Annotated in this window: 18 protein-coding genes; 7 read left to right on the top strand and 11 right to left on the bottom strand. The window is 71.4% G+C overall.

Going from position 1 to position 20448, the window contains the following annotated elements:
• Window positions 1-29: 29 nt before the first annotated feature.
• From RM704_RS32040 to RM704_RS32015, 6 genes are all read right to left on the bottom strand, one after another.
• Window positions 30-890 (bottom strand): 3-hydroxybutyryl-CoA dehydrogenase, encoded by an 861-nt coding sequence (locus tag RM704_RS32040; protein ID WP_033530876.1) that lies wholly within the window; start codon window positions 888-890, stop codon window positions 30-32.
• A gap of 44 nt (window positions 891-934) precedes the next feature.
• Window positions 935-4165, bottom strand: coding sequence for a fused isobutyryl-CoA mutase/GTPase IcmF (icmF, locus tag RM704_RS32035; RefSeq protein WP_033530877.1), 3231 nt, complete (start codon window positions 4163-4165; stop codon window positions 935-937).
• 92 nt (window positions 4166-4257) lie between these two features.
• Window positions 4258-5283 carry a PDR/VanB family oxidoreductase gene (locus tag RM704_RS32030; protein WP_033530878.1) on the bottom strand — a complete coding sequence of 342 codons (1026 nt, stop codon included), beginning with the start codon at window positions 5281-5283 and terminating at the stop codon, window positions 4258-4260.
• 17 nt (window positions 5284-5300) lie between these two features.
• Window positions 5301-6491, bottom strand: coding sequence for an acetyl-CoA C-acyltransferase (locus tag RM704_RS32025; protein ID WP_033530879.1), 1191 nt, complete (start codon window positions 6489-6491; stop codon window positions 5301-5303).
• A 21-nt stretch (window positions 6492-6512) separates the two neighbouring features.
• Window positions 6513-7127 carry a histidine phosphatase family protein gene (locus RM704_RS32020; protein ID WP_033530880.1) on the bottom strand — a complete coding sequence of 205 codons (615 nt, stop codon included), beginning with the start codon at window positions 7125-7127 and terminating at the stop codon, window positions 6513-6515.
• A 113-nt stretch (window positions 7128-7240) separates the two neighbouring features.
• The gene (locus tag RM704_RS32015) at window positions 7241-8779 is read right to left on the bottom strand and encodes an AMP-binding protein (protein WP_033530881.1); all 1539 of its coding nucleotides are present in this window, start codon (window positions 8777-8779) and stop codon (window positions 7241-7243) included.
• 195 nt (window positions 8780-8974) lie between these two features.
• On the opposite strand from RM704_RS32015, the gene RM704_RS32010 reads away from it, so the two are divergent.
• From RM704_RS32010 to RM704_RS32000, 3 genes are all read left to right on the top strand, one after another.
• On the top strand, window positions 8975-10213 hold the full coding sequence (locus tag RM704_RS32010) for an acyl-CoA dehydrogenase family protein (protein WP_033530882.1): 1239 nt from the start codon (window positions 8975-8977) through the stop codon (window positions 10211-10213).
• A 73-nt stretch (window positions 10214-10286) separates the two neighbouring features.
• On the top strand, window positions 10287-11051 hold the full coding sequence (locus RM704_RS32005) for an SDR family NAD(P)-dependent oxidoreductase (protein WP_033530883.1): 765 nt from the start codon (window positions 10287-10289) through the stop codon (window positions 11049-11051).
• A gap of 3 nt (window positions 11052-11054) precedes the next feature.
• Window positions 11055-11852 (top strand): ThuA domain-containing protein, encoded by a 798-nt coding sequence (locus tag RM704_RS32000; protein ID WP_033530884.1) that lies wholly within the window; start codon window positions 11055-11057, stop codon window positions 11850-11852.
• Window positions 11853-11889: 37 nt separating this feature from the next.
• Here the strand turns inward: RM704_RS32000 and RM704_RS31995 are convergent, their stop codons facing one another.
• From RM704_RS31995 to RM704_RS31980, 4 genes are read right to left on the bottom strand one after another with little or no spacing between them, the layout of a single operon-like run.
• Window positions 11890-12933 (bottom strand): NAD(P)-dependent alcohol dehydrogenase, encoded by a 1044-nt coding sequence (locus RM704_RS31995; RefSeq protein WP_033530885.1) that lies wholly within the window; start codon window positions 12931-12933, stop codon window positions 11890-11892.
• Window positions 12930-14030 carry an ABC transporter permease gene (locus tag RM704_RS31990; RefSeq protein WP_157856782.1) on the bottom strand — a complete coding sequence of 367 codons (1101 nt, stop codon included), beginning with the start codon at window positions 14028-14030 and terminating at the stop codon, window positions 12930-12932. Before RM704_RS31990 ends, RM704_RS31995 begins: the two co-directional genes overlap by 4 nt.
• A gap of 27 nt (window positions 14031-14057) precedes the next feature.
• Complete coding sequence (locus RM704_RS31985; protein ID WP_311591577.1) at window positions 14058-15548, bottom strand: sugar ABC transporter ATP-binding protein; 1491 nt, start codon at window positions 15546-15548, stop codon at window positions 14058-14060.
• Between the two features lie 17 nt (window positions 15549-15565).
• Window positions 15566-16708, bottom strand: a complete 1143-nt coding sequence (locus tag RM704_RS31980) for a sugar ABC transporter substrate-binding protein (RefSeq protein ID WP_033530887.1) — start codon at window positions 16706-16708, stop codon at window positions 15566-15568.
• A gap of 369 nt (window positions 16709-17077) precedes the next feature.
• Here RM704_RS31980 and RM704_RS31975 point away from each other — a divergent pair, with 369 nt between their 5' ends.
• Genes RM704_RS31975 through RM704_RS31960 form a run of 4 tightly spaced genes read left to right on the top strand, consistent with a single transcriptional unit; the run spans window position 17078 to window position 20050 of the window.
• On the top strand, window positions 17078-18487 hold the full coding sequence (locus tag RM704_RS31975; RefSeq protein ID WP_033530888.1) for an aromatic ring-hydroxylating oxygenase subunit alpha: 1410 nt from the start codon (window positions 17078-17080) through the stop codon (window positions 18485-18487).
• Complete coding sequence (locus RM704_RS31970; RefSeq protein WP_311591574.1) at window positions 18472-18798, top strand: 2Fe-2S iron-sulfur cluster-binding protein; 327 nt, start codon at window positions 18472-18474, stop codon at window positions 18796-18798. The genes RM704_RS31975 and RM704_RS31970 overlap by 16 nt, the downstream gene beginning before the upstream one ends.
• A 6-nt stretch (window positions 18799-18804) precedes the next feature.
• Window positions 18805-19020 carry a hypothetical protein gene (locus RM704_RS31965; RefSeq protein ID WP_033530890.1) on the top strand — a complete coding sequence of 72 codons (216 nt, stop codon included), beginning with the start codon at window positions 18805-18807 and terminating at the stop codon, window positions 19018-19020.
• 4 nt (window positions 19021-19024) lie between these two features.
• Window positions 19025-20050: an NADP-dependent oxidoreductase gene (locus tag RM704_RS31960; protein WP_033530891.1), complete on the top strand. Its 1026-nt coding sequence runs from the start codon at window positions 19025-19027 to the stop codon at window positions 20048-20050.
• 33 nt (window positions 20051-20083) lie between these two features.
• On the opposite strand, the gene RM704_RS31955 is transcribed toward RM704_RS31960, so the two are convergent.
• A complete protein-coding gene (locus tag RM704_RS31955; protein ID WP_033531091.1) occupies window positions 20084-20398 on the bottom strand; it encodes a putative quinol monooxygenase in 315 nt (104 codons plus the stop codon).
• Between the last annotated feature and the right edge of the window lie 50 nt (window positions 20399-20448).

Genomic DNA, 20448 nt, shown 5'->3' with positions numbered 1-20448 from the left:
CCACGTGCTCACGGGGGCGGAGGCCCTTGTCAGGCGTCGTAAATGTGGAAACCGCGACCGCTCTTGCGGCCGAGGTGGCCGGCGGCGACCATCCGGCGCAGGAGGGCGGGAGGCGCGTACAGCGGCTCCTTGAACTCCTCGTACATCGACTCCGCCACGGACTGCGCCGTGTCCAGGCCGATGAGGTCGAGCAGGCGCAACGGCCCCATCGGGTGGGCGCATCCGAGCTCCATGCCCCGGTCGATGTCCTCCGGCCGCGCGGAGCCCGACTCCACCATCCGTACCGCGCTGAGCAGGTAGGGCACCAGGAGGGCGTTGACGACGAAACCGGAGCGGTCGGGCGCCTGGATGGCCTGTTTGCCCAACTGCTCGGCCAGGCCGCGGGTGCGCCGCACGGTGTCCGCGCCGGTGGTCAGAGCGGGAATGAGCTCGACCAACCGCTGTACCGGTACGGGGTTGAAGAAGTGCATGCCGATGACCTGCGCGGGTCGCTCGGTGACGACGGCGAGATCGACGACGGGGATCGAGGACGTGTTGGTGGCCAGGACCGCCGCGGGGTCCTCGACCGCCTTGTCCAGGGTGCGCAGGACGTCGGCCTTGATGTCGCGGTTCTCGGCGACGGCCTCGATGACGAACTGACGGTCGGCCATGTCGCTGAGGTCATGGGTGAAGGACAGCCGGGCGAGGGCCTGGTCTCGCTGCTCCTCGCCGAGCTTGCCGCGGCGTACGCCGCGGTCCAGGGAGGCGGTGAGCCGGCGGCGGCCTGCCTCGAGCGCGTCCGGAGTGGCCTCGGCCACACGCACGTCGATGCCGCGGCGGGCGGCGACTTCGGCGATGCCGGAGCCCATGAGGCCGCATCCCACGACGCCGAGCCGGGTGACGGGATCCATCTGAGGTCCTCTCTGATGAGCCGCTACGTGGTCCACGGGCTGGATCACACGTTGCGGCGGTACTGGCCGCCGACCTCGAAGAAGGCCTCGGTGATCTGCTGGAGCGAGCACACCCTGGCGGCGTCCATGAGTACGGCGAAGACGTTGCGGCCGTCCATGGCCGCGTCCTTGAGAGCGGTCAGGGCCGCGTGGGCGTCGTCGCGATGGCGCGACTGGCAGCCGCGCACGCGTCGCAGCTGGGACCGCTTCTCGTCCTCGGTCGCGCGGGCCAGCTCGATGACACCCGCCTCGGCCGTGTCGGCGTGGGTGTTGCGGAAGGTGTTGACGCCGATGATGGGCAGGGTGCCGTCGTGCTTGCGCTGCTCGTAGAGCATCGACTCGTCCTGGATACGGCCCCTCTGGTAGCCGGTCTCCATGGCACCGAGGACGCCGCCTCGCTCGCTGATCCGCTCGAACTCCAGGAGTACCGCTTCCTCGACCAGGTCGGTGAGCTCGTCGATGACGAACGAACCCTGCAGCGGGTTCTCGTTCATCGCCAGGCCCCACTCCCGGTTGATGATCAGCTGGATGGCCAGGGCCCTGCGGACCGAGTCCTCGGTGGGGGTGGTGACCGCCTCGTCGTAGGCGTTGGTGTGCAGGCTGTTGCAGTTGTCGTAGATCGCGATGAGTGCCTGAAGCGTCGTGCGGATGTCGTTGAAGTTCATCTCCTGGGCGTGCAGGGAGCGGCCGGAGGTCTGCACGTGGTACTTCAGCTTCTGGGAGCGCTCGCCCGCCCCGTACTTGTCCTTCATCGCGACGGCCCAGATACGGCGGGCGACCCGGCCGAGGACGGAGTACTCGGGGTCCATGCCGTTGGAGAAGAAGAACGACAGGTTCGGGGCGAAGTCGTCGATGTCCATGCCCCGGGCGAGGTAGGCCTCGACGTAGGTGAACCCGTTGGCCAGGGTGAACGCCAGCTGGCTGATGGGGTTCGCCCCGGCTTCGGCGATGTGGTAGCCCGAGATCGACACCGAGTAGAAGTTGCGGACCCTGTTGGTGATGAACCACTCCTGGATGTCGGCCATCATCCGCAGCGAGAACTCGGTGGAGAACAGGCAGGTGTTCTGGCCCTGGTCCTCCTTGAGGATGTCGGCCTGCACCGTGCCGCGTACGTTCGCCAGCGCGTGCGCGCGCAGCTCGGCTGCCTCGTCCGGCGACGGATCGCGGCCCTCGGCGGCGCGGAACCTCTCGACCTGCTGGTCGATGACGGTGTTGAGGAAGAACGCCAGGATGGTCGGCGCGGGTCCGTTGATGGTCATGGAGACCGAAGTGGTCGGAGCGACGAGGTCGAAGCCGTCGTAGAGCGCCTTCATGTCGTCCAGCGTGGCCACCGACACACCGGAGGTGCCGACCTTGCCGTAGATGTCGGGACGTTCGTCCGGGTCGCGGCCGTAGAGCGTCACCGAGTCGAAGGCGGTGGACAGCCGGGTGGCCGGCTGCCCCTCGGAGAGCAGCTTGAACCGGCGGTTGGTGCGGAACGGATCGCCCTCGCCGGCGAACATCCGCGCAGGGTCCTCGCCGTCGCGCTTGAAGGGGAACACCCCGGCCGTGAAGGGGAAGTAGCCCGGCAGGTTCTCCCGGCGCCAGAACCGCACCAGCTCGCCGTGGTCGGAGAACCGGGGCAGGGCGACGCGAGGGACCTTGTTGCCCGACAGGGACTCGCGGGTCAGCCGGGTGCGGATCTCCTTGTCCCGGACCTTCACCACCTGTTCGTCGCCGGAGTAGGAGGCGATGACGGCGGGCCATGCGCCGATCTGCTCCCTGACCTCGTGCGGGAGCCGCCTGACGGCGGCGTCGAGCAGCGCCCGGACGTTCCCCGCGTCGGAGCCCGCCTCGACGAGCTCGGCCTCGACCGCCTCCAGCCGCTGCACCCGCCGGGCCGCCTCGGCCAGCCTCCCGGTGTCCGCGTGGTACGTGCGGACGGTGTCGGTGATCTCGGCGAGATAGCGCACCCGGTCGGCCGGGACCACCTGGCGGATGCCCGAGGAGTGGCGCACGTCGACCGGTACCAGCGCGCCCTCCGACAGGGGCAGCCCCTTCCCGGCCAGGTCGGTCCGCAGGTGCTGGTAGAGAGCGGTGACCCCGTCGTCGTTGAAGGTCGCCGCGGAGGTGCCGTACACCGGCATGTCCTCGGGCCGCTTGTCGAACGCCTCCCGGTTGCGGACCAGTTGGCGGCCCACGTCGCGCAGGGCGTCCTTGGCGCCACGCCGCTCGAACTTGTTGATCGCCACGACGTCGGCGAAGTCGAGCATGTCGATCTTCTCCAGCTGCGAGGCGGCACCGAACTCCGGCGTCATCACGTACAGCGAGGTGTCCACGAACGGCACGATCGCCGCGTCGCCCTGGCCGATGCCCGGCGTCTCGACGATCACCAGGTCGAAGCCGGCGGCCTTCACGACGTCGATCACGTCGGACAGGTGCTCGGGCAGCTCGTGGCTGCCGCGGGTGGCCAGACTCCGGAAGAACACCCGGTCCCCGTCCAGGGAGTTCATCCGGATCCGGTCACCGAGCAACGCGCCGCCGCCACGGCGACGGGTCGGGTCGACCGCGATCACCGCGGTCCGTAGCTTGTCCCGCTGGTCGACCCGGAAGCGGCGCACCAACTCGTCGGTGAGTGACGACTTGCCCGAGCCGCCGGTGCCGGTGAGGCCCAGCACCGGTACGACCCGGGCTGCGGCGGCCGCACGCAAGCGCTCCAGGAAGTCGGGAGGCAGCTTGCCGAGTTCGGCGCCGGTGATGGCGCGGGCGATCGCGAACCGGTCACCGGCGAGCACGGCGGCCGCGTCGGCCGGCCTGTCGTCCCAGAGGTCGAAGTCGCAGTCACGCACCACCGAGTTGACCATCCCGGCCAGGCCCATCCGCTGCCCGTCCTCCGGGGAGAAGATGGTCACCCCGCTGTCGCGCAGCCGGGTGATCTCGGCGGGCACGATGACGCCGCCCCCGCCGCCCACCACCCGGACGTGCTCGGCTCCCTGCGCGCGCAGCGACTCGACCAGGTACTCGAAGTACTCGACGTGCCCGCCCTGGTAGGAGGAGACCGCCACACCGTGCGCGTCCTCCTCCAGCGCCGCGTCCACGACCTCCCGCACCGACCGGTTGTGTCCGAGGTGGATCACCTCGGCGCCCTGGGACTGGAAGATCCGCCTCATGATGTTGATCGACGCGTCGTGCCCGTCGAACAGAGCCGAAGCGGTGACCAGGCGGACGGGGTGCACGGGTCGATGCTGATCGCTCATGAGGGCCTTCCCGGGCAGGGTGGGGTGCTGAAGGACGAAAGAGGTACGAAGAAATACTAGGACGTCCTAGTAAATCGCGGAGGTGATCGCTGTCACAGATCGAGGACGAGGCGTGGCCCGCACGAGCGGGAGACGCAGATGAGCATGGTGTCCCCGGCGGCCCGCTCCTCCTCGGTCAGCAGCGTGTCGCGGTGGTCGGGCGTGCCGTCGATCACATCGGTCTCGCAGGTGCCGCAGGTGCCTTCCCGGCAGGAGAAGTCGACCTCGACACCGGCCTCCTCCACGGCTTCGAGCACCGAGCGGTCCGGGGGCACGGTGAGGGTGAGCCCGGAACGGGCGAGTTCCAGCTCGAAGGCCTCGGCCGGACCGGCCTCCGCCGTCGGTGCCGACGGGGCGAACCGTTCGACGCCCAGGGCGCCGGGCGGCCAGCCCGCGCACTGCTCCCGCACCGCCCGCAGCAGGGGTTCGGGACCGCAGGCGTGTACGAGGGTGTTCTCCTCGGGCTCGCCGAGGTGGGCGGCGAGATCCAGCAGGCCGTATTCGTCCTGCGGACGGACGAGCACACGGTCCCCGTACGGGGCGAGGCGATCCAGGAACGCCATGGAGGTGCGGGTGCGGCCGCCGTACAGCAGCCGCCAGTCGGCCCCCGAGGCCGCCGCGGCCTCGACCATGGGGAGGATGGGCGTGATGCCGACGCCGCCGGCGATGAACAGATGGCGTGCGGCGGGCCGCAGCGGGAAGTTGTTCCGTGGTCCACGGACCCGCACGGTGTCGCCTTCGCGCAGGCGGTCGTGGACGTACGCGGAGCCGCCGCGCCCCTGCGGTTCGCGCAGCACGGCGATCTGCCACGCCTCGCGTTCGGCCGGGTGTCCGCACAGGGAGTACTGACGGATCACAGCGCCGTGGCCGTCACCGTCGCCGGACGTGCCGGACTCGCCGTTTCCGCTGCCCTCGCCGTTCTCGCTGTTCAGGTACACGTCGATATGGGCGCCCGGCGTCCAGGAGGCCAGCGGGCCGCCGTCGGGGCGGCGAAGGGTGAGGCAGACCACGCCGTCGGCGGCGATGGTGCGGCTCGCCACGGCGAGGGTCGTGTCGATCGGGGGCAGTCGGTCGTTCATGGGGTCGGCTCCGGGGCTCAGGCGGGTGTCGGTACGTGCAGCAATAGCGCGTCGCCCTGGCCGCCGCCCCCGCACAGGGCCGCCGCTCCGCTGCCGCCTCCGCGCCTGCGCAGTTGCGCCGCGAGAGTCAGCACCAGCCGGGCTCCGGTCATACCGACCGGGTGCCCGAGCGCGATCGCTCCCCCGTTGACGTTCACCTTGTCCAGGGGGATGTCCAGCTCCCGCAGCGAAGCCAGGGCCACGCCCGCGAACGCCTCGTTGATCTCGAACAGGTCCAGGTCGGCGGCCTTCAGCCGGCCGTCCCGGGACAGGGCGTCACGGACTGCGCCGGCCGGCTGGACCAGGAGCGAGGGATCCGGGCCCGCGACCGTGCCGTAGGCCCCGATCTCGGCGAGCGGCGTCAGACCCTCCCACCGGGCGCGTTCCGCGCTCATCACCACGACGGCCGCGGCGCCGTCGGAGAGCTGGGACGAGTTGCCCGCGGTGATGGTGCCCGTGCCGGAGAAGGCCGGCCGCAGGCGCCCGAGTTCCTCGGCGGTGCTCCCGGGCCGTACGCCCTCGTCGGTGTCGACCACCGTCTCTCCCCGGCGTCCGGCCACGACGACCGGGGTGATCTCCTCGGAGAACGCGCCCGACTCCCGCGCGAGGGCGGCTCTTCGATGGGACTGCGCGCTGTACTCGTCCTGCTCCTCGCGGGTCAGACCGAACGGCTGCTGGTAGCGCTCGGTGGCCGCGCCCATGGAGACGCCGTCGAAGGCGCAGACGAGAGCGTCGCGGTCGAGGGCGTCCTCCACCGCCGTCGCACCGTACTTCCAGCCGGTGCGGGCTCCGCGCAGCAGATGCGGGGCGCCGGACATGGACTCCATGCCACCCGCGACGACGACCTCATGGCGTCCGGAGGTGATCATGAGGTCGGCCAGGGCGATGGCGTGCAGACCGGACAGGCAGAGCTTGTTGACGGTGCTCGCGGGGACGGAGAACGGGATGCCGGCGCCGATCGCGGCCTGCCGGGCCGGGTTGGGGCCGGCCCCGGCCTGCACGACATGGCCCATGACGACGGCCTGCACGGCCGCCGGATCCAGGTGGGCGGCGGACAGCGCCGCGCCGATGGCGTGGGCGCCGAGGTCGACCGCGGACAGGGTGCTCAGGGTGCCCATCAGTTTGCCGATGGGTGTCCTGGTTCCGGCGACGATGACGGATCCGGGCATGGCGGGACCTCCTTGGGTGGTTCAGAGGGATCCGGCGGCCGCGTCGACGGCGCGCTCGGCGATCAGGTGGGCCGTCTCGTTGACCGAGTGCAGGACGAGCCGCCCGCCCGGCATCCGCCGCACCCGGCTGACCGAGGTGTAGCCGGGGTGGAACCAGAACATCGTGGGCAGGCCGAGCATCGTCGCGAGATACGTGTTGATGATTCCGCCGTGACACACGGCCGCGACCCGCTCGCCGGGATGCGCGTCGAGAATGGTGTCCATGGCGCGTACGGCACGCGTGCGGAAGGCGTCCCAGTCCAGGTCCGGTACGAAGTCCTCGTACCGTCCCTCGGCGAGCGCCACCGACCGGGGGTCGTCCCGCTGTATCTGCTCGGGCGGCGTGTAGGGGTGCGAGACGTCGGTGTCCCATTCCCGCAGGTCGTCCAGGACGGTGGCGGTCATGCCGGTGAGCCGTTCCAGGGGCGCCACGGTCTCGCGGGCACGCCGGAACGGGCTGGAGTACAGGGCGTCGAGGTGCTCGTGCGCCAGCCAGGCGGCGGCGCGCTCGGCCTGGGCCGTGCCCTCCGGCGACAGCCCCGGGTCGAACACGCCCGCCAACGGGAGGCCGTGCCGGACGAGGAGAAGTTCGGTCATGGGTGGTCCTTCGTGCGAGGGAAGGCGGGAAGGGCAGGGACGGCGGGAAGGGCAGGGAAGGGGGGAAGGCCGGAAAGGGGCGGGAAGCGGGAAGGCGACGGGGGCGGGCCTGCTCAGCCGGCGATGGTCCGTTCCGAGCCCCAGTAGGGGCGGCGCATCGCGCGTTTGTCGAGCTTGCCCATCGCGTTGCGCAGGAGCTCGGGAACGACCTCGTAGGACTTCGGGCACTTGTAGGCGGCGAGGCGTTCGCGGCAGAACAGGTCCAGCTCGTCGGCCGGCGGCTCGTCGGCCGCGGCCACGACCAGGGCCCGCAGAGACTCACCGAAGTCCGGGTCGGGCACGCCGATGACCGCGACCTCGGCGACCGCCGGGTGCTGCCGCAGCACCGCCTCGCTCTCCGCCGGGTAGAGGTTGACCCCGCCGGAGACCACGACGTCGGCGGCGCGGTCGGTGATGAAGATGTAGCCGTCCGCGTCGACGAAGCCGATGTCGCCGAGCGTGAAGACGCCGGGGGAGAGGTAGGCGGACCTGGTCTTGTCCGGGTCCGCGTGATAGCGGACGCCTTGGTCCTCGGGCGCCCGGAAGGCGAGCAGCCCGTGCTCGCCGGGCGGCAGTTCCCGGCCGTCGTCACCGGTGACCAGCACCTCGAACGGGGGCCGGACGCGTCCGACGGATCCCGGGTGGGCCAGCCATTCGGCGCTGCTGATGCGGGCCACGGTTCCCGCCTCGCTCGCCCCGTACGACTCCGTCAGCACCGGACCGAACCAGTCGATCATGGCTCGCTTCACGTCCGGTGGACACGCGGAGCCGGTGTGGGAGACCTGCCGGAGGCTGGAGACGTCGTACCGGGCGCGGACGTCGTCCGGAAGGGCGAGCAGCCGTTGGAAGTGGGTGGGCACCATCACCGTCGAGGAGACCCGCCACCTCCGCACTCTGTGGAGAAACGTCTCCGCGCCGAATCTGCCCAGGACGACCACCGGCTCACCGGCCGTCAGGTGCCGCAGCGAGGTCAGCGGCGCGTTGTGCTGCAGGGGACCGCACACCAGGTGCGGTCCCGGGGGGAACCCGGGCCGGGCGGACATCGCGGCGAGGTAGGCGGAGGCGTCGGCGACCGGGCCGCTCACCCAGCGCACCTCGGTGCCGCGCGCCCGTCCGGTGGTGCCCGAGGTGTAGACGAGCGGAGGGCGGGCGGGCCGGTCCGTGGGAAGGGCGCGTCCGGTGGGTGCGGCCGCCAGCCACAGGTCCCAGTCGAAGGCGTGCCCGATCGGCGCGGTTCCGTGCGTCACCAGCGGCAGGCCCAGTTCCCGTGCCGCGTCGAGGGCGGCGCCCGCGCCGGCGGGTCCGGCGATGATCCCGGTCACGCCCGCGTCGATGATCTGGTCGACGAGCTCCCCCGACGTGAGGTTGCGGGACGTGGCCACGGTCCCGACCCCGGCCCGCAGACCGGCCAGATGGGCCACCAACGTCGGGATCGCGTTGTCGCCGAGGACGGCGATCCGGTCGTCGGGACCGGGCGCGAACTCCAGCAGCCGTACCGCCGCTCGTGCGACCTGGTCGACGAGTCCGGACCAGCACAGCACGTTCAGGTCGTCCGCGAGGGCGGGTTCGTCTGGTGTCTCCTGGGCGCGACGGTCGAGTGGCAGCAGCGACATGGCTCCTCCGGCGGCTCCTCGGTCCTCTCCCGATTCGAGGGGAGGACGGATGCCGAGACTGTAGCGTTTATCAAGAAAGTACGGAACACTCTGATCCCAGACGGAGCCATTACCGCACGTTCCAACCGTGAGTGCGGCCCACGCTCCACTCCCTCTTACTCAATCTTTCGTCTGGTAAGTGCCCGAGGAGGAGCCATGTCACAGCCCGATCCGGACGCCTGGCGCACACAGGTCCGGCAGTGGCTGGCCACCGTGCTCGAACCGGCGCGGACTGCGCGGTCCGCCGGAGCGGCCGCCGACCTCGCCGTGTTCCACAACCTCCCGGAGGACGAGGAACGCCTGCTGCTGGAACGCTGCCGCGCCTACCAGCGGGCCCGCTTCGACGCCGGCTACCAGGCGCTGACCCTCCCTCCGGACAAGGGTGGCGCGGGCCTGACCGCCGCCCACGCGGCGGTCTTCGCCCAGGAGGAGTCCGCCTTCGAGGTGCCGCCGTCCACCGAGCTGATCAGCGTCACCGTGCGCCTGGTCGCGATGGCCGTCTCCCTGTTCGGCACGGCCGCGCAGCGCGACCACTACGCACGCGCGTTCCTGCGCACCGACCTGCTGGCCTGCCAGCTCTTCAGCGAGCCCGCCGCCGGATCCGACCTCGCCGCCCTGCGCACCCGCGCTCGGGCGGAGGGCGACGACTGGGTGGTCGACGGCCAGAAGGTGTGGACCTCGGGCGCCCAGTTCGCCGACTACGGTCTGCTGCTCGCCCGCACCGACCCGGACGTCGTCAAACAGGCAGGCATCACCGCCTTCCTGGTGCCGATGGACGCGCCCGGCGTGGAGGTGCGGCCCATCCGTCAGATGAGCGGCGGCGCCTCCTTCAACGAGGTCTTCCTGACCGGCGTACGGGTCCCGGACCGGCTCCGGATCGGGCGCCCGGGCCAGGGCTGGGAGGTCGCCACCGCCACCCTCGCCTTCGAGCGGACCGCCTCCGGCAGCGGCAACCGCCGCAAGGGCGGCACCTTTCCGGACGTCCTCGCCCTCGCCCGCTCCCTCGGCCGCACTGGGGACCCGCTGGTCCGCCAGCGCCTCGCCGACCTGTACGTACGCACGGTCCTGAGAGCGGCCACCGTCGACCGGGTCGCAAGGACGAGCGCCGCCGGCGGCCGGCCGGGCCCGGAGGCGTCGTTGACCAAACTCATGGCCTCCGAGCTCATGACCCGCACGGGACAGGTCGCCGCCGAGCTGATGGGGGCGCGGATCAGCGCCGACACCGGGGAACCGGGCACCTTCGCCTGGACCCAGCACCTCCTCGGTGCCCCCGGCTACCGGCTGGCCGGAGGCACCGACCAGATCCAGCGCAACCTGATCGGCGAGCGCGTGCTGAAGCTGCCGCCGGAGCCACGGGCGGACCGGGCGCCCTTCTCGCAGCTGCCCGGTGACTGAGGTGACTTAAGGGGTCTGTCCCGGGGGCTGCGAGACCGGGATTCGTTCGGACAATCACAAAGGAGTGACATCGATGGATCTGGGACTGACGGGCGCGAAGGCGCTGGTGACCGGGGCGAGCCGGGGAATCGGCCGGGCTGTCGCCGCCACCCTGGCGGCCGAGGGCTGCTCGCTGGCGCTGTGCGCCCGCGGCGAGGAGGGGCTGGCCAAGGCCGCCGCCGAACTGCGGGCCGAGGGGGCCACCGTGTTCGCGGAAGCGGTGGACGTCACCGACCCGGCCGCCCTCGCGGGCTTCGTGGAGCGGTCGGCCGCCGAACTCGGCGGACTGGACCTGCTGGTGTCCAACGTGTCGGCGGGCAACGTGAAGGGCCCCGAGTCGTGGGAGGCCAGCCTGCGCGGTGACCTGATCCCGTTCGCGGGACTCGTCGAGGCGGCCCTGCCGCACCTGGAGGCCTCCGACCGGGCCGCGGTCGTGGCGATCGGCACCACCAACGCCTCCGACACCGCGCGTCCGGCCGGAGCGAACTCCTACTCCGCGCTCAAGGCGGCCGTCGTCCAGCACGCCTCGGCCCTCGCGCACGCCCTCGCCCCGAAGGGCATCCGCGTCAACACCGTCTCGCCCGGCCCGATCGACTTCCCCGGCGGCGCCTGGGAGACCATCCGCACCAGCCGCCCCGAGGTGTACGAGGAGGTGCTCGCCAAGCTGCCGATCGGCCGTTACGGCACCGCGGAGGACGTGGCCGCGGCGGTGGCGTTCCTGCTCGGGCGGAGCGGCTCCTTCTGCGTCGGGGTCAACCTCGTGGTGGACGGCGGGCTGCTCACCCGCGTCCAGTACTGAGCCGTGGCGGGCCCGGCCGGCCGCCTGGACGCCGTACTGGTCTGCGGCGGCCGATGGCACGACTTCGACCACGCCCGACTGCGGCTGCTGGAACTGCTCGGTGAGCATCCGCGCGTGCGCACCACGGTGTACCAGGACTACGACTGCGAGGCCGCCCTCGACAAGGCCGACCTGCTGGTCACCTACACCTGCGACGTCCGGCCCCGCCCGGCGCAGCGGGCCGCCCTGGCGCGGTTCGTCGAGCGGGGCGGGCGCTGGCTCGCCCTGCACGGCACCAACGCGGTGATCGAGCCGTCGACGGGCGGTGGGCCGCGGGTGTTCACCACGCCACGGCTCCTCGGCGAACTGGCGCAGGTGCTCGGCAGCCAGTTCCTGGCCCACCCGCCGATCGAGCCGTACCAGGTGCGGGTGACCCGGCCCGACCATCCGCTGGTCGCCGGCATCGGGCCGTTCACGGTCACCGACGAGCTGTACGTGTGCGAACTGCACGGGGAGCTGGAGGTACTGCTGCACGCCGAGTACACGGGACCGTGCCGCGGTTTCGCCGAGGGCGACTCGGCGGCCCTCGACGACGCGCTCCGCCCGGTGCTGTACCTCAAGCGCCACGGCCGGGGCGAGGTCTGCTACTTCACCCTCGGCCACTGCCGGGGCCGTCACGACATGCAGGACCTGGGCGTGGCCGACACCGGGCGCGTGGACCTCGGGCCGTGGCGGACACCGGAGTTCCTGACCGTGCTCCGGCGCTGTGTGGAGCGGGTGGTGGAGGTGCGCGGTCCGCACGAGGAACGGGCCGGCGCCTGAGCGAGGCTCGGGCGCCGGCCCTTCGCGGGGTCGCGGCTCAGGCGTGCGGCAGCACCACCGCGCGGCCGCCGATCTCCCCGGCGTGCAGACGTTCGTACGCCTCGGGCGCCTGCTCCAGCGTGAAGGTCTCGACGTGGGAGGACACGACACCCCGCCGCGCGAGTTCGAGGACGTCCATCAGCTCCGGCCGGCTGCCCCAGTAGGGGAAGGCGGCCGACACCTCGAACGGCAGCCCGCCGCCGAAGCCGACGGCCAGTGTGCCGCCGCCGAGGCCGACCACGGTGACGTCGCCCTCCACCGCCACCGACGCGGCGGCCACCGCCAGGGTCGCCTCGGCTCCCACGAAGTCCAGGACGACCTCCGCTCCCGTACCGCCGGTGAGTTCCCGCAGCCGTGCGGCCGCCTCGCCGTCGGAGAGCAGCGCCTCGTGGGCGCCGACCTCGCGTGCCAGCTCCAGCTTCTCCTTGCTCACGTCGAGGGCGACCACCCGGGCCGGGGTCAGCGCGCGCAGCAGCTGCACGGCGAGATGTCCCAGACCGCCCACGCCGATCACCACCGCCGTGCTGCCGGGCAGCAGCTTCGGCAGGGATCTGCGGATCGCGTGGTACGGGGTCAGTCCGGCGTCGGTGAGGGGCGCGGCCTGGACGGGGTCGACCCCGTCCAGCGGAACGAGGTGGCGGGCCGAGTCCACCAGCATGTACTCCGCCAGGGCCCCGGGCCGGCCGAGCCCCGGCGGCAGGATGCCGAGCCCGGCGGCGTACGCGCAGCAGTTCTCCTTGCCCTCGGCGCACTTGTGACAGCGCCCGCAGCCCCACGGCCCGTACACCGCCACCGCCTCGCCCTCCACCACGGTGGTGACTCCGGTGCCCACCGCCGCCACCGTCCCGACACCCTCGTGACCGAGCGTCATCGGCAGCGCGTAGGGGAACTGCTCCTCGGGCCAGCCCATCACCGCCAGGTCCGAGTGGCACAGCCCCGCCGCCGTCACCTTCAGCAGTACCTGGCCCGGCCCGGGTTCCGGCACCGGAACCTCCACCACCTCGGGGGCGTGCCCCACCCGTCGGTACTGAACAGCTTTCATCGTCGGACCTCCTTGCTGGTGGTTTCCGCCTGACGGGTCCCCGTCCGGCGGCGCAGAACGGCGGGCAGGGCGACCCTGCCACCCGTGAGGACCAGCGCCACGATGAGGACCGAGCCGGTGAACAGGCTCGCGGCCCACTGCGCGCTGGTGGCGAGCCCGAGTCCGGTGATGCCGGTGCCGAGCAGGAGGACAGCGAGGACCGTGCCCCAGGCGTTGAAGCGGCCCGCCCGCAACTGGGTCGCCCCGACGAACGCGGCGGCGTACGCCGCCAGCAGATAGGGGGTGCCCGCGGTGGGCGAGCCCGAGCCGACCGAGGACGCGAAGACGACGCCGGCGAAACCGGAGAGCAGCGCGGAGGCCACCAGGGTCAGGAAGCGCAGCCGGTCCGTGCGCACCCCCTGCAGCCGGGCCGCGTCCGCGTTGAAGCCGGTCGCGTACAACCGCCGCCCGGTGGCGGTGTGTTCGAGCAGGAACCAGATGGCGACGGCGGCGAGCAGCAGATACAGCACCGGCAGCGTGATGCCGCCCGCGTCGAGCTGGGCGATGCTCGCGAACGGCTCGGCGAGCAGTTGCACACCGGTGATCGAGCTGTCGTTGGTGACCATGGTGATCAGGGACTGGATCAGCGCGCCGGTGGCCAGGGTGGCGATGAACGAGTCGACGCGCAGGACCACCACCACGATGCCGTTGACGACCCCGATCAGCAGCGCGGCGGTCATCGCCAGGGCGATGGCCGCGCCGGGACCGAGCCCGGCGGAGACCATGAAGTAGGCGGTCAGCACGCTGGTGAGCGACATGGTGTAGGCGATCGAGAGGTCGAAGACCCGTGCGGCCAGCGGCGGTACGACGCTGAGGGCCACCAGGCCCGCCACGGCGTTCCCGTTCAGTACCTGCTTGACCGTGATGGCGGTCGGGAACGTGTCCGGCGCCCACACGGAGAAGAGCACGACGATGACCAGCCACACGTACACGGCGCCGATGTTCCGGAACGACAGGGCGGCCACCGCCCGTCGGACCGCTGTCCCCGGTACGGACACCATGGATCTCTCCGGTGCGGCCGGCGGGAGCCCCGCCGCCCGGGTCGGGGTGGACGTCATGTCACTCGGTTCCTTCCAGGACACATGTCACTCGGTTCCTTCCATGGCGTGCACGAGCGCGGACTCGGTGATGTCCCGGCCGCTGATCTCCCGTGCGATCCGGCCGTCCCGCACCACCAGGACGCGGGTGCACAGAGCGAGCAGGTCCTGTGTGTCGGTGGAGGACACGATGACGCCCATGCCCTCGCCGGCCTGCCGCTCTATCAGGTCGTACAGCTGCAGACGGGTGGCGATGTCCACGCCCGCCGTGGGTTCGCACAGCGCCAGCACCGGCGGGCGCTGTGCCAGACAGCGGGCCATCACGACCTTCTGCTGGTTGCCGCCGCTCAGTGTGGTGATCCGCGCCCCGCGGCCGGCCGTCCGGACACCGACCCGCCGGATCCAGTCCTCCACCAGGGCGGACTCGCGGCGGCGGCGCAGCCGCCCGGACCGGGCGCGCAACCGCCCCAGGAGCGGCAGGGTGAGGTTCTCGCCGACCGAGAAGTCGCCGATCACGCCCTCGCCCGCCCGGTCCGCGGGAACCAGGGGAAGGCCCAGACCGTCGGCGTCGCGCGCCTGCGTCCACCGCTCGGAGCGCCGGGGCAGCCGCAGCCTGCCGCTCACCCGCCCGGCATGGGCCCCGCAGACCGCGTACGGCACGATCTCGTGGCCGGAGCCGGCCAGGCCGGTGATGCCCAGACGCTCGCCGCCGGCCAGGTCGAAGCCGACGCCCCGCAGGGGTCCGGCCCACAGGTCCCTGACCTCCAGCACCGGGTCGGCGCGGCTCGAAGGGGGCGGTGGTCGGTGGTCGGTCTCCATCTCCTCGCCCGCCATCAGCTCCGCCAGCGCACGCGGGGTGAGCTCGGCGACCGGGCGGGTGGCGATCCGGCGTCCGCCGCGGATCACGGTGACCCGGTCGGCGAGCGCGAAGATCTCGTCCATCCGGTGCGAGACGTACAGGACGCCGGCGCCCGCGTCGCGGACCTCGCGCACGATGTCGAAGAGGCGGGCCACCTCGCCGGGCGGCAGCACGGCGGTCGGCTCGTCGAGCACCAGGACACCGCGCCGGCCCTCCCAGCCCTGCAGCGCGGCGGCGATGGCCACCACCGTGCGCTGGACGGGGGTCGCCGTCGCCAGCGGCCGGCGTACGTCGATTCCGAGGCCGAACCGCTCGACGAGGGCGCTCGTGCGCCGCTCCATCTCCGGCCAGCGGATGTTGCCGAAGGCCGTGCGGGCGAAGCCACGGCTGAGCGCGAGGTTGTCGATGGCGCTCAACTCGCCCACCAGCCCCAGCTCCTGGTGGACGAAGCGGAGCCGGTCGTGCCGGGACGCCGTGACCTGGCCGAGGTCGAAGGGCTCACCGTCGAGTTCGGCCACGGCGCCGGGCTCGGCGTGGTGGTAGCCGGCGAGGATCTTGATGAGGGTGGACTTGCCGGAGCCGTTGGGCCCGATCAGGGCGTGGATCTCGCCCGGCGAGACCTCCAGATCGACGTCCTGGAGTGCCTGGGTGCCGCCGAATCTCTTCGACAGGGCGGACACCCGGAGCACCGGCCCGGTCAACTCAGCCCCCACAGCGCCTTGAACTGCGCCTGGTAGTCCTCGACGATCGGGAAGTCGCCGTCGGCCGAGGGCAGGTTGTCCTTGGTGACGAGCATGTTGGGCAGCGCGGCCTTCTGGTCCACGTCCATGGGCTGGCCGGTGAAGTGCCGGGCGAGTGCGTCGGCCTGGAGCCAGGCCGTCTCGTGGGAGTTGAGCGCCATCGCGCCGTCGGTGAGACCGCTCTGGATGTACTGGTAGTTCTGCGCGTCACCGACGTTGACGACGATGTGCTTGCCGGTGATGCCGGCGGTCTTCAGCGCGCTCGGCACGCCCACGTTGAGCAGGCCCAGGGAGAAGACGACGTGGGTCACCTTCGGGTGCGACCGCAGGTACGACACCACGCGGTCCGGCATGTCCTTGCCCACGGCGGTGATCGGCACGTCGACGTTGTCCAGCCCGCAACCGTCGCACCACTTCTTGTACTTGGCGGCGAAGGAGTCCTTGACGGGCTTGAGGATCGTGTACGCCGGAAGGTCGAAGTAGACGGTGTTCGCCTTGGCGTCACTGTTCGACACCACCCATGAGGCGAGCATCTCGCCCTGGACGCCGACGTCGTCCGGCCCGTTCTTGAGCAGGGAGATGCCGTCGCCCAGCAGGTCGTCGGCGTTCGACTGGATGACGGGGATCTCGGCGGCCTCCAGCCGGGCCAGCTGCTTGGCGTAGACGGCGCGGGGGAAACCGGAGGCGACGACGGCGTCCGGCTTGTCGCGCAGGGCCTGTTCGTAGGCGGCCTGGACGGACTCCGGGGTGCCCTGGGTGGCGATCTGCTTCACCTCCCAGCCGAGTTCCTCGGCGGCCTCGGTGAAGAAGTCGGCGAGGTCCTTGCAGGACTGGACGCCGCAGAGGATGAAGTCGATCTTCTTGCCCTTGGGGATCTTCTTGCCGACGGGCTGGGTCACGGAGATCGTGGCCGGTCGCTCGGAGTACTTCGCGAGGGCCTCGCGGGCCGCCGTCAGGCCGGGGGAGCCCGGCGCGGCCGCCTGCGTGGAGTCGGTGGCGGGAGTGCTGCCGCCGCCGCACGCCGCCAGGGCGAGCAGTGAGGCGGCGGAGAGGGTGGCGGTGAGGGCACGGCGGACCGCGCGACGGGGTCTGGAACTCATCGTTGAGTACTCCCGAGAGGTGTCGCCTGCGCTGCCGCGACCCACGTCGCTCCCGCGTCCGCGGTGGTCGGGCTCCGGTCAGGCGGATCGATTCTGTGTCGCCCCGGGGCGAGGACGCCGCGGCGCTGGGGCCGGGACGGCGAAGACCGTCCAGCAACGGAGAAACTTTTGAGGAACTACAGCCTCAAGTGGGTCGGAGTGTGACATGTCCCAGCGGTCTTGGGGAGAGGTCCGCCCTAAGAAATTCCGGTCCCGGCGGCGAACATCGTGGTGGGCGAGGAAACCGTGAGCGTCCATCCATCGGTACGAGTGTTGCTCCACGCCGTCACCCGTAACTACACTCACTCTAAAGTTTCTGCCGGAGGAGAGATGATGGACGAAACATCGGAGCTGGGCGCCGCGCGGTGCCCCGGGCCCAGCGTCCAGGACTACCTCGACCAGGACAGCCGCCCCGTTCCCCCCGCCCTCAGGTTCGAGCGGAACGACCACCTCGGCAGCGAGGACGTCGACACCGCCCGCTTCACCTCCCGCGAGTGGGCCGAACGGGAGATGCGGCAGGTCTGGCGGCGTGTGTGGCAGTTCGCCTGCCTGGAGAGCGAGATCCCCGAGGTCGGCGACCACGAGGTCTACGAGATAGGCGACGACTCGCTCATCGTCGTCCGCACGGCGCCCGAGGAGATCCGCGCCTTCGTCAACGTCTGCCTGCACCGCGGACGCAAGCTGCGCACCGCCGGCGGCAACGTCGGCGAGTTCCGCTGCTCGTTCCACGGCTTCACCTGGAACCTCGACGGCACGATGCGGACCCCGCCGTGCGCCTGGGACTTCCCGCACGTCAGCCCGGAGAAGTTCGCCCTCCCCGAGGCCCGGGTGGCCACCTGGCGCGGCTTCGTCTTCATCAACATGGACCCGTACGCCGAGTCCTTCGACAGCTACCGCGGCACCTTCGACGACTACTACATCTGGCCGCTGGAGAACCGCTACAAGTCGCTGCACATCGGCAAGGTGCTGCCCTGCAACTGGAAGGTCGCCCAGGACGCGTTCATCGAGTCCTTCCATGTGATCGCCACCCACCCGCAGATGCTGCCGTGGCTCGCCGACGCCAACTCGCAGTACGACGTCATGGCGGACCAGCCGAACTGGAGCCGGATGATCAACATCCAGGGCGCGCCCAGTCCGCACGTGGCGGACTCCGTCACGGAGGAGGACGTCCTGGAGACCTTCTACGACTCGCGCGCGTTCTACTCCGCCGCCCAGGGCCGTGACCTGGTACGGCAGGAGGGCGACGAGCTGCCGACGATCCCGCCCGGCGGCACCGCCCGCCAGGTCCTCGCCGAGCGGATGCGCGCGCAACTGGCGGTCACCTCGCGGCAGGACTTCTCGAACACCCCCGACACCGAACTGCTGGACGCCATCAACTACTTGCTGTTCCCCAACTTCAACCCCTGGGGCGGCGCCAAGTCGAACATCATCTACCGGTTCCGGCCCAACGGCCTCGACCCCGACTCCTGCACCGCCGAGATCATCTTCATGTCGTCCCCGAAAGAGCCCGGCGAGATGCCGCCACCGGCGAAGATCCGCTGGGTGCCCGAGGACATGCTCTTCGCCGACATCCCCGAACTCGGCGTGCTCGGCCCCGTCTTCGACCAGGACTGCGAGAACCTGCCCTACGTCCAGCAGGGCCTGAAGGCCATGCGCAAGCCGGGCATCACCCTGGCCAACTACCAGGAGAGCCGCATCCGCCACTTCAACCGGACCCTCGACCGGTGGATGGACAAGTGACCCACCGGGTGTCGGTCAGACCCTCCGGCGTCGAGCTCGAGGTCCTCGACGGCGAGGACCTGTTCACCGCGGCCCGGCGACTCGGCTACCGCTGGCCCACCGTCTGCGGCGGCGAGGGCACCTGCCGCATCTGTTTCGTCCGGGTCGAGGAGGGTGCCGAGAACTGCTCTCCCGTGGGCCCGCTGGAGCGCGAGGGCATCGAGTCCCTGCGCCGGCCGGTGGACGGCTCGACCAGACTCGCCTGCCGGCTCCTGGTCGAGGGCCCGGTGACCGTGACCAAGAGCGGCGTGCGCCGCCGAGTGCAGGAGTGAGACCCCATGTCCAAGCAAGTGATCCACCCACTGACCGGGCATGTGTACCGGCTCACCGAGGACGGGCTGGTCGAGGTGACCGACCCCGGGACGGGGGTACAGGGCGTCTTCGACTTCCAGGCCCGGTGGCAGTCGGGCGAACTGCGCCACGCCGACCTCCAGATGGCCGGCTGGGTCGGCCGCCTCGCCCAGCGGCGCACGACGCCGCAGCCCGAGGAGTGACCCGGTGACACCCCGCACCACCCGGGCGGTCTGTCTGGTGCGCCGCCCGGACGGTGAGCCGCTTCCCGGTGACTTCGCCGTCGAGGAACGCCCGCTGCCGCCCCTGGGGGAGGGGCAACTGCTCGTGCGCAACCTCTACATGAGCGTCGACCCGTCCATGCGCGGCCGCCTGGAGAGCACCGAGAAGCACTACACGCACAACTTCACCCCGGGTGCCCCGCTCGACGGACGCGCCCTCGGCGTCGTGGAGGAGAGCCGCTGTGCCTCCGTGCCGCCCGGCACCTACGTACGCCACCAGCTCGGCTGGCGGGAGCGGGCCGTGCTCGACGAGAGGGCCGTGGACGGCGCCGGTCGCATCGACCCGGAACTCGCCCCGCTGCCCACCTGGTTGGGCCTGCTCGGCCAGACCGGGTTCACCGCCTACGTCGGCCTGACCCGGATCGCGCAGCTACGTCCGGGCGACACCGTCCTCGTGTCGGCGGCGGCCGGCGCGGTCGGCACCGCCACCGGTCAGTTCGCGCGCCTGCTGGGCGCGGACCGCGTCGTCGGTACCGCCGGTGGGCCGGACAAGTGCGCCCTGCTGGTGAAGGAGTTCGGCTACGACGCGGCCGCGGACTACCGTGCCGAGCCGGTGCGCGACGCGCTGGCCCGGCTGGCGCCCGACGGCATCGACGTCTACTTCGACAACGTCGGCGGCGAACAGCTCGCCGCCGCGCTGCACGCGCTGCGCACCGGTGGCCGGGTCGCGCTGTGCGGCATGATGTCGCAGTTCGGCGGCGACCGGCGGTCCGCGGACATCAACCAGCTGATCCAGGCGGTCCTCAAGCGCCTGACCCTGCGCGGTTTCATCGTCCGCGACCACGACGACCTGCGGCCGGAGTTCGAGCAGCGGGTCGCGGACTGGCTCGCCGAGGGCCGGATCACCGCGCGCGAGACGGTCGTGGACGGCCTGGAGAACGCCCCGGGGGCACTGCTGTCCCTGCTCGACGGTGGCAACGTCGGCAAGATGCTGGTGCGGCTCGGGGAGTGACAGGACGAACGGCGCCCCCGGAAGGGGCGCCGTTCAGCGCATCGGGCGGGTCTCGGCGACCGTGTGGGCCTCCAACGAGACGCCCACCCGGGTCAGTCCGGCCGACGCGGTCCTGAACTCCTTGATGTGGGCGGTGCCGAAGTGCTCGTCGAGGGCCTGCTGGGAGACCCACCGCTCGTACACCCGGATGCGCCGCTCGTCGCCGGGGTCCGCCGTCATGGCGTAGTCGAGACAGCCCGGCTCCTCCTCGCGGGTCCGCCGGCCCAGTGCGACGAGATGCCGCAGCATCTCGTCGCGATCGCCGGGTTCGTAGTCCATCCAGCCGGCGACGATGATCTCCTCTGACACGGTGGTCCTTTCCCCTTCCACGGTCATGGCTCATGACCGTGGGCCCGCCG

Source organism: Streptomyces gottesmaniae (assembly GCF_031845845.1).
Classification (GTDB): Bacteria; Actinomycetota; Actinomycetes; order Streptomycetales; family Streptomycetaceae; genus Streptomyces; species Streptomyces akebiae.
The sequence above is the reverse complement of the archived record's forward strand: the minus strand, read 5'-3'. Positions and strand labels throughout refer to the sequence as shown.

Coding starts and splice junctions, on each gene's coding strand:
- RM704_RS32015 (WP_033530881.1), bottom strand. CDS start 8,779: ATGTCGCTGCTGCCACTCGACCGTCGCGCCCAGGAGACACCAGACGAA.
- RM704_RS32020 (WP_033530880.1), bottom strand. CDS start 7,127: ATGACCGAACTTCTCCTCGTCCGGCACGGCCTCCCGTTGGCGGGCGTG.
- RM704_RS31975 (WP_033530888.1), top strand. CDS start 17,078: ATGATGGACGAAACATCGGAGCTGGGCGCCGCGCGGTGCCCCGGGCCC.
- RM704_RS31980 (WP_033530887.1), bottom strand. CDS start 16,708: ATGAGTTCCAGACCCCGTCGCGCGGTCCGCCGTGCCCTCACCGCCACC.
- RM704_RS31995 (WP_033530885.1), bottom strand. CDS start 12,933: ATGAAAGCTGTTCAGTACCGACGGGTGGGGCACGCCCCCGAGGTGGTG.
- icmF (WP_033530877.1), bottom strand. CDS start 4,165: ATGAGCGATCAGCATCGACCCGTGCACCCCGTCCGCCTGGTCACCGCT.
- RM704_RS32025 (WP_033530879.1), bottom strand. CDS start 6,491: ATGCCCGGATCCGTCATCGTCGCCGGAACCAGGACACCCATCGGCAAA.
- RM704_RS31990 (WP_157856782.1), bottom strand. CDS start 14,030: ATGACGTCCACCCCGACCCGGGCGGCGGGGCTCCCGCCGGCCGCACCG.
- RM704_RS31965 (WP_033530890.1), top strand. CDS start 18,805: ATGTCCAAGCAAGTGATCCACCCACTGACCGGGCATGTGTACCGGCTC.
- RM704_RS32030 (WP_033530878.1), bottom strand. CDS start 5,283: ATGAACGACCGACTGCCCCCGATCGACACGACCCTCGCCGTGGCGAGC.
- RM704_RS32040 (WP_033530876.1), bottom strand. CDS start 890: ATGGATCCCGTCACCCGGCTCGGCGTCGTGGGATGCGGCCTCATGGGC.
- RM704_RS32010 (WP_033530882.1), top strand. CDS start 8,975: ATGTCACAGCCCGATCCGGACGCCTGGCGCACACAGGTCCGGCAGTGG.
- RM704_RS32005 (WP_033530883.1), top strand. CDS start 10,287: ATGGATCTGGGACTGACGGGCGCGAAGGCGCTGGTGACCGGGGCGAGC.